Annotated in this window: 3 protein-coding genes; all 3 read right to left on the bottom strand. The window is 62.2% G+C overall.

Going from position 1 to position 2,551, the window contains the following annotated elements:
• Window positions 1-24: 24 nt before the first annotated feature.
• Genes tnpC through tnpA form a run of 3 tightly spaced genes read right to left on the bottom strand, consistent with a single transcriptional unit; the run spans window position 25 to window position 2,449 of the window.
• Window positions 25-1,668, bottom strand: coding sequence for an IS66 family transposase (gene tnpC / locus C5F46_RS15915; protein WP_107326277.1), 1,644 nt, complete (start codon window positions 1,666-1,668; stop codon window positions 25-27).
• Window positions 1,669-1,727: 59 nt separating this feature from the next.
• Window positions 1,728-2,078 carry an IS66 family insertion sequence element accessory protein TnpB gene (gene tnpB, locus C5F46_RS15910; protein ID WP_107326276.1) on the bottom strand — a complete coding sequence of 117 codons (351 nt, stop codon included), beginning with the start codon at window positions 2,076-2,078 and terminating at the stop codon, window positions 1,728-1,730.
• Window positions 2,075-2,449 (bottom strand): IS66-like element accessory protein TnpA, encoded by a 375-nt coding sequence (gene tnpA / locus C5F46_RS15905; RefSeq protein WP_168796916.1) that lies wholly within the window; start codon window positions 2,447-2,449, stop codon window positions 2,075-2,077. The genes tnpB and tnpA overlap by 4 nt, the downstream gene beginning before the upstream one ends.
• Between the last annotated feature and the right edge of the window lie 102 nt (window positions 2,450-2,551).

Here is a 2,551-nt window from a genome sequence, read left to right as displayed (position 1 = left end):
GTAAGCATCCGGCGAGGGACGCGATCACGCGGCCTTGACGGCTTCCTGCTGGGCCTTCCAGTTCCATGGGAGCAACTCGGGCAAGCGTGACACGGTGATGTCCGGGATGCGCGCAAGGACGTCGGCCATCCATGCCTGCGGGTCGATGTTGTTCATCATGCAACTGACGATCAGTGTATACATGAAGGCCGCGCGTTCGCCGCCGCGTTCAGACCCCGCAAAGAGCCACGACTTCCTGCCCAATGCGATGCCTCTGAGGGCGCGCTCGGCGGCATTGTTGGTCAGACAGATGCGCCCATCATCGAGGAAAGCGGTGAAGGCACCCCATCGGTCACCCTTGGGCGGCATCAGATAGTCGATGGCCTTTGCGACGCTGTTGTGTTTCGACATTCGCGCGCGTTCTTCAAGAAGCCAGGTATGCAGTTCCACGACAAGCGGCCGGGATCGCGCCTGCCGCATGGCAAGGCGGGCATCTGCATTCATGCCATTGATCGCGCGCTCGATGTCGAAGATCGCGTCAATACGTTTCACCGCCTCCAGTGCGACGGGGGAGATATCATGTGCAGGTTTGTTCTTGCGCACGTTCCCCGCGATATCGGCCAACTCAAAAAACTTGCGCCTCGCGTGGCTCCAGCAGAGCGCGCTGCGTGCAGGCCCCGGTGCGCGGTCGGCCAGATAGAGATCGTTATAGCCACTATAGGCATCGGCCTGGAGAACGCCCTGCCATCCAGCGAGATGCTTGTTGGGGTGGATCATCTGGCGATCGCGCGAGAACTTGAACAGGGCGGCAGGTGGCGCGCTGCCACCCCATGGCCCGTCATCGCGCACATAGGTCCAGAGCCGCGCAGTTTTGGTGCCGCCACGCGCCAGAAGCGGCACCGTCGTGTCATCGCCATGCAGGCGCGCTGCGGTTAGCACGTGCTGTTCGATCAATTCGTGGATCGGGGCCAGCGCCGCGCAGGCATGACCGATCAGATCAGCCAAGGTGGACAGGCTCAGATCGATACCCTCTCGTGCAATGCGTTCGGATTGCCGGTTAAGGGGTTGGTGCTGACCGTATTTGTCGAAGGCCACCATCGCGATCAATTGTGGTCCCGCCCATCCGCGCGGAATGGTGTGGAAGGGTGCAGGTGGCTGGCTGATCTTCTCGCAAGCCCGGCAGGTGAACTTCTCGCGCACCGTCTGGATCACCTTCCACTGGCGGGGGATGACCTCCAGCGTCTCGGTGACATCCTCGCCCATCTTCACGATGCGATCCGAGCCACAGCAGGAGCAGTTGGTCGGGGCCTCAACCACCACACGCTCGCGCGGCAGATGCTCGGGAAAGGGTTTGCGCACCGGCTTGCGCCGCGTGAAGGCGCGCACGGTGCTGGTCGTGTCCTGCGCGGCCGCTTCTTCCGCCGCCAGCGCATCCTCGGTGGCGGCAGCTTCCAACTCCTCAAGCTGCAATTCCAGCTGATCGATCAACCGCGCGCGGCGCTCGGAGGAGGTGCCGTATTTGTCGCGCCGCAGCTTGGCGATCTCCAGTTTCAGTTCCTGGATCATCGCATCCGTGCAAGACGCCAGGGCGCGCGCCTGCGCCAGATCGCGTTCGGCGGCCTGCGCACGGGCCGTCTGGGCGGCCAGTTCAGCGCGTAATCTGGCGATTTCGGAAGCGGCATCTGACATGGCAGAGGATTATCACAATTGCCCTGAATCGCCAATAAAAACAGGCGTTTCTGTAGAAATTATCCTGCCTTTGCAGGCCTTTGCGTCCAGCGCGGATTGCGCCAGTCGATGCCCTCAAGAAGATAACCGAGCTGCGCTGCGGATATCGCAACAGCCGATCCGTCCTGGCTCACAGGCCAGATGAACTTGCCTGCCTCGAGCCGCTTCACATACAATGACATACCGACCCCATCATGCCAGAGCAGCTTCACCAGATCGCCTTTGCGGCCCCGGAAGCAGAAGATTTCGCCGCCATGAGGGTCACGGCCAAGGCCTTGCTGCACCGCCAGCGCCAAGGTGTTCATGCCGCGCCGCATGTCCGTCACGCCGCCCGCAATCCAGACCTTGGTGCCAGCCGGAAACGCGATCATGCCGGATCCAGCACCTGCACGAGGCGCGTCAGAACCGCAGGATCGATCATCGCCGAAACCGAAAGACGCCTGCCGTTCAGAAGCGTGATCTCTGCCCGCTCGACCAAAGGCGACGCAGGCACAGGCTTCGGCGCAGGTGACAGAGGTGGCACCGCAGGGGGCGCGAGTGTCACCGGCATGAAACCCAACGGTGATGCACCGCTCGAAAGTTCGCCGTTGCGATACTCTCGCCGCCAGCGCACCAGCAGCGTTCGACCAATATCATGGCGACGCGCCGTCTCGCCCATGCTCCCGCGCGGGCCGAAACTCTCTTCAACAATGCGAACCTTCTGCGCATCCGTCCAGCGCCGACGGCGGCCGGTATCGGTCACAGATAGGATCTCGACTTCGGGTCTGTATCTATGGTCGGACATAACGTCGGACCTAAGCGGAAATCTTCAGCGCAAAAAGACGGCCCCCAGCGTAGGCTTACG

This window comes from Phaeovulum veldkampii DSM 11550, assembly GCF_003034995.1.
Taxonomy (GTDB): Bacteria; Pseudomonadota; Alphaproteobacteria; order Rhodobacterales; family Rhodobacteraceae; genus Phaeovulum; species Phaeovulum veldkampii.
The sequence above is the reverse complement of the archived record's forward strand: the minus strand, read 5'-3'. Positions and strand labels throughout refer to the sequence as shown.

What these genes read in the sequence shown, in the direction of transcription:
- tnpC (WP_107326277.1), bottom strand. Translation starts at nt 1,668, where the DNA reads ATGTCAGATGCCGCTTCCGAAATCGCCAGATTACGCGCTGAACTGGCC.
- tnpB (WP_107326276.1), bottom strand. Translation starts at nt 2,078, where the DNA reads ATGATCGCGTTTCCGGCTGGCACCAAGGTCTGGATTGCGGGCGGCGTG.